The organism is Aeromonas sp. S16(2024), from assembly GCF_041403065.1.
Classification (GTDB): Bacteria; Pseudomonadota; Gammaproteobacteria; order Enterobacterales; family Aeromonadaceae; genus Aeromonas.
In genome coordinates, this window is sequence record NZ_JBGLQX010000047.1 from 1 (window position 1) to 5,309 (window position 5,309).

Consider the following 5,309-nt stretch of genomic DNA (forward strand, 5'->3'; position numbering starts at 1 on the left):
GCCTCGATAGCGGTGTTATGGGAGGGCTGGTTTAGGTTAGAGACCCTCCTTGAAGGCTATGAACTGGCGCTGTCTCTTGCGCATCAACAGTTGTGATCAAGAGACAGCCCATCGGTCCCTTTCCTACGCGATGAGCCGGCTCAGATAACGGACGCCAGCTCGGCCCCCTGGCGGATGGCGCGCTTGGCATCCAGCTCCGCCGCCACGTCGGCACCGCCTATGATGTGCACCGGCTTGCCCGCCGCCTGCAGGCCGGCCTGCAGCTCCCGCAGGGGCTCCTGTCCGGCGCAGATGATCACCTGATCCACCGGCAGGCACTGTCTGGCTTCACCCACTTGGATGTGCAGCCCCTCGTCGTCGATGCGCAGGTACTGCACGCCGGAGAGCATCTGCACCTTGCGGTTCTTCAATACGGTGCGGTGGATCCAGCCAGTGGTCTTGCCGAGGCCATCCCCCACCTTGCTCTCCTTGCGCTGGAGCAGCCAGATCTGGCGCTCGGGAGCGTCGATCACAGGTGTCATCAGACCGCCACGCTCGCCGAGGCTCTTGTCGATGCCCCACTCCCTGAGCCAGTGATCGCGATGATGATCCGCGCTCCCCTCCGCCTTCTTCTCCACCAGGAACTCGGCCACGTCGAAGCCGATGCCGCCGGCCCCGATCACCGCCACCTTGTTGCCCACCGGCTTGCCATCGCGCAGCACGTCGAGGTAACTCAGCACCTTGGGGTGATCGATGCCGGGAATGTTGGGGGTGCGAGGACGTATGCCGGTGGCGAGGATCACCTCGTCAAAACCACCGCCAAGCAGGCTCTCGGCGCTCTGGCGCTGGCCGAGATAGAGCTCGACGCCGCACTTCTCCAGCCGCCTGGCGAAGTAGCGCAGGGTCTCGTGAAACTCCTCCTTGCCCGGGATCTGCTTGGCGAAGTTGAACTGGCCGCCTATGGTCGGCGCCTGATCGAACAGGCTCACCTGATGGCCGCGCTCGGCGGCGTAGCAGGCGAACGCCAGCCCGGCCGGCCCGGCCCCCACCACCGCCAGCTTCTTGGGCTGGGGCACCCGGCCAAACGTCAGCTCGGTCTCGAAGCAGGCGCGGGGATTGACCAGGCAGGAGGCGCGTTTTTGCTTGAACACGTGATCCAGGCAGGCCTGGTTGCAGGCGATGCAGGTGTTGATCTCGTCCGCCCGGTTCTCGGCGGCCTTGATGACAAACTCGGGATCCGCCAGGAAGGGGCGCGCCATGGAGACCATATCCGCCTCCCCCTGCGCCAGGATGCGCTCGGCCACCTCGGGGGTGTTGATGCGGTTGGTGGTGATAAGCGGCACTGTGAGGTGCTTTTTCAGCTCGGCGGTCACCCAGCTGAAGGCGCCCCGCGGCACGCTGGTGGCTATGGTGGGGATGCGCGCCTCGTGCCAGCCGATGCCGGTGTTGATGAGGCTAACCCCGGCTTGCTCCAGCGCCTTCCCGAGCGCTATCACCTCCTCCAGGGAGGAGCCCTTCTCCACCAGATCCAGCATGGAGAGGCGGAAGATGATGATGAAATCGCTGCCGACCCGCTCGCGAATGGCCCGCACGATTTCCAGCGGAAAACGCATGCGGTTTTCGCTGCTGCCGCCCCAGCCGTCGCTGCGCTGGTTGGTGCGCTCGCAGATGAACTGGTTGATGAGATAGCCTTCCGACCCCATCACCTCGACACCGTCATAGCCCGCCGCCTTGGCCAGTGCCGCTGTCGAGGCGAAGTCCCGTATGGTGCCGCGGATCTGCCGCTCGCTCATGGCCCGCGGCTTGAACGGAGAGATGGGAGCCCGGATGGCGCTCGGCGCCAGGCTGAACGGATGGTAGGCATAGCGGCCGGCATGGAGGATCTGCAGGGCTATCTTGCCCCCCTCCTGATGCACGGCGCTGGTCACCTTCTTGTGCTTGGCGACCTGCCAGGGGAAGCTGAGCTGCGAGCCATGGGGCACCAGGCGCCCCCGCAGGTTGGGGGCTATGCCGCCGGTGACGATGAGGGCGACACCGCCGCGGGCGCGCTCGGCGTAGAAGGCGGCCAGCTTGTCAAAGCCCCCCTTCTCCTCCTCGAGGCCGGTATGCATGGAACCCATCAAGACCCGGTTCTTCAACTGGGTAAAGCCGAGGTCCAGGGGGGTCAGCAACGTAGGATAAAGGCTCATAACGCACTCCTTTTCGAGGCCGGCACGCAGGAATCCATATGCAAGACCCGGTTCTTCAACTGGGTAAAGCCGAGATCCAGGGGAATCAGCAGCGTTGGGTAAAGGCTCATGACGCACTCCTTTTCGAGGCAGACGCACGAGATACCGCCAGCACATGGTGACGAAGAAGGGGACTGCGGGGGGTCAGCAACGTCGGGTAGCGGCTCACAGGGCCTCCAGTTAATTTTTTGTTATCAAACTGAGGCTAGAGTAAAGAATCGAAAATCCTTTTTCAAACAAATGTTTGGACATTTTTTCAGCGAACAGCCGTATCCCGAAGCGAGGGGGAGCGATCGCGGCCAAGGGAAAATGGCAATTGGCGGGTCAACTGGTTAATAATGCCCTTCTCTACCCATTAACAGGGCGTTAGCACGGCTATGTCTATTTTCAAAGGTCTGGGGTGGCTGTTTCGCAGCCTCTGGCGTCTGCTCAACTTTACCCGCTTGATGCTGGTCAATCTGCTGTTTCTCGTCGTCGTGCTGGTCATCGCCTTCAGCCTCAACCAGAGCGAGACACCCAGCACCCCCATAGAGGGCGCCCTCACCCTCAATCTCGCCGGCGTGCTGGTGGAGCAACGCACCCAAACCGATCCGACTGTGCAACTGCTGCGGCAGATGGAGAAAAGCGACGATCAGCCGAGCGAAATCGTCCTCTCCGACCTGTTGTGGGCCATCAAGAGCGCGGGAGATGACGATCGCATCAAGGCGCTGGTGATCAAGCCCCAGGGACTGCAGGGTGCCAGCCTCTCCAAGCTGCAGGAGGTGGCAAGCGCCATAGACGCATTCAAGGAGAGCGGCAAGCCGGTCATCGCCATGGCCGACTACTACAGCCAGGGCGCCTACCTGCTCGCCGCCCATGCCGATCACGTGCTGCTCAACCAGAGCGGCGCCGTGCTGATCGAAGGCTTTGGGGTCTACCAGACCTACTTCAAGTCGGCGCTGGAGAAGCTCAACGTCACCCCCCATGTGTTCAAGGTCGGCACCTACAAGTCCTTCGTCGAGCCCTATACCCGTGACGAGATGTCCCCCGAGAGCAAGGAGGCGAACCAGCGCTGGCTGGATCAGCTGTGGCAATCCTATGTCACCGACGTGGCCGAGCAGCGGGAGATAGAGCCGGATGCGGTCGCGCCAGACAAGGATCACTTCCTCGAGCTGCTGCGCAAGGCCGGTGGCAATGCCGCCAGCTACGCCCTCGACAACGGTCTGGTGGATCAGCTCGCCACCCGGGACGAGATGACCCAGGCGGTCATCAAGGAGGTGGGCGAGAGCGAGGATCACGGCTGGAAAGGGGTCGGCCTGAAAGAGTATCTGGCCGCCATCCCCGAGCAATATCCCCAGAGCGGCAAGGATGAGGTGGGTCTCATCACCGCCAGCGGCGCCATCATGGACGGGATCCAGCCGGCCGGCACCATAGGCGGTGACAGCCTCGCCGAGCTGCTGGCCGAGGCCCGCCGCGACGAGCTGGTCAAAGCCGTGGTGCTGCGGGTCGACAGCCCGGGGGGCAGCGCCTTCGCCGCCGAGCAGATCCGCGCCGAGTTGCTGGCCCTGAAACAGGCGGGCAAGCCCGTGGTCATCTCCATGGGCAGCTACGCCGCCTCCGGTGGCTACTGGATCTCCGCCGATGCGGACAAGATTTTTGCCTCCCCCACCACGCTCACCGGCTCCATCGGGGTGTTCGGCATGTTCGCCACCATCGACAAGGCGCTCTCCCAATACGGGGTGCACACCGACGGCGTCGGCACCACGGACTTCGTGGGGATCGGGTTGACCCGGGCCCTGCCGGAGCACGTCGGTCAGGCCATCCAGCTGAGCGTGGAAGACACCTACCATCGCTTCGTCGGTCTGGTCGGCAAGGGCCGTGGCCTGAGCCCGGAAGAGGCGGAGAAAGCCGCCGAAGGCCGGGTCTGGACCGGTCAGGATGCCAAGGAGCTGGGGCTGGTAGACGAGTTCGGCAACCTGAACGACGCCCTCAAGGCCGCTGCCGAGCTCGCCAACCTCAAGAGCTGGCAGGTCACCCCCATAGCGCCGGAAGAGTCGGCAAGGGACAAGTTCCTGCGCGAGCTGTTTGACAGCAGCGCCCAGGCGCTGGCCCCGCACCTGCAAAGCTGGCTGCCCGCCGGGTTGGGCAAGGCGCTGGTGGAGATGAACCGCAGCCTGGACCCCCTGACCCGCTTCAATGACCCGCAAGGCACCTACGCCTTCTGCCCGGTCTGCGTGCCCTGATCCGGCAGCGACAATAAAAAAAACCGCCGAATGGTAATGCCAGTCAGTTAAGCCTGACTGGCATTGTTTTTATTGGTTTTTTTACACTGTACCTCTGTGGCCTTGCTTTCACGCAGCGGGGGTAACTTCGCTCCCTTCGTTCCGGCAGCACAAACTGCCCCGCCTGTTTCTCCAGGTCAGCTACCCGCTTCGGGATAGTCCCCGGTGACAGGTATGGCATGCAGCTCAGTTCATGGATGAGGTAGACCGATGCCATGTGAAAACTCAGCTGACTCGCCGTGTATCCCTTCAGGCTCGCCGCCATCTTCACCATCTGGCTGCGCAGCAGGTTGTACGCCAGCAGCATGCCCCACAGCTCCTGTCGTATTCCCGCCGCCTTCTTGCTGCGCAGGGTCAGTCGGTGTTGTTGCAGACTGTGCTTCATCTCCCGATAGCCCAGTTCGATTTCCCAGCGATGGCTGTAGAGCTCGACAATCTCGGCGTTCGGAAAGCGCATCGGGTCGACCATTGAGGTCAACACTTGGCGCTCCTTACCGTTGATGTTGCGGGTCAGCAAACGGGCTTCCACCATGTCCGGCAGTTGCGGCCACTTCTTGCGTGCCTGTGGACTGGTCTTGAGATGCACCAGCACATCCTGACGCCCCAGCTTGCGCACCACCTCGTATTGCGTGCCCTTTTTGAGCGGCAGCAACCAGTGCCGCTCGCAGCCGGTGGTTTGCCACGCATGGAGCAGGCCAAGCGAATAGAACCCCTTGTCGAACAGGGTCAGCGAGTGGTCTGGCGTGCGCGCGATAAGCTGCTCGGCCAGCACCATCTCGTTGACGGCGCAACTCTCCATGACCGCTTGCACAAGCAGGTGGCTGGTGAGCTCCATCTGGCA

Annotated in this window: 2 protein-coding genes and 1 pseudogene; 1 reads left to right on the forward strand and 2 read right to left on the reverse strand. The window is 62.9% G+C overall.

The window, feature by feature from the left end; genetic code table 11:
- Positions 1–140: 140 nt before the first annotated feature.
- Positions 141–2,168 (reverse strand): FAD-dependent oxidoreductase, encoded by a 2,028-nt coding sequence (locus tag ACB030_RS20185; protein WP_371162226.1) that lies wholly within the window; start codon positions 2,166–2,168, stop codon positions 141–143.
- A gap of 416 nt (positions 2,169–2,584) precedes the next feature.
- On the opposite strand from ACB030_RS20185, the gene sppA reads away from it, so the two are divergent.
- Complete coding sequence (sppA, locus tag ACB030_RS20190; RefSeq protein WP_371162228.1) at positions 2,585–4,429, forward strand: signal peptide peptidase SppA; 1,845 nt, start codon at positions 2,585–2,587, stop codon at positions 4,427–4,429.
- Between the two features lie 47 nt (positions 4,430–4,476).
- Here the strand turns inward: sppA and ACB030_RS20195 are convergent.
- Positions 4,477–5,309: pseudogene (locus ACB030_RS20195) on the reverse strand (IS4 family transposase); the annotation flags it as partial.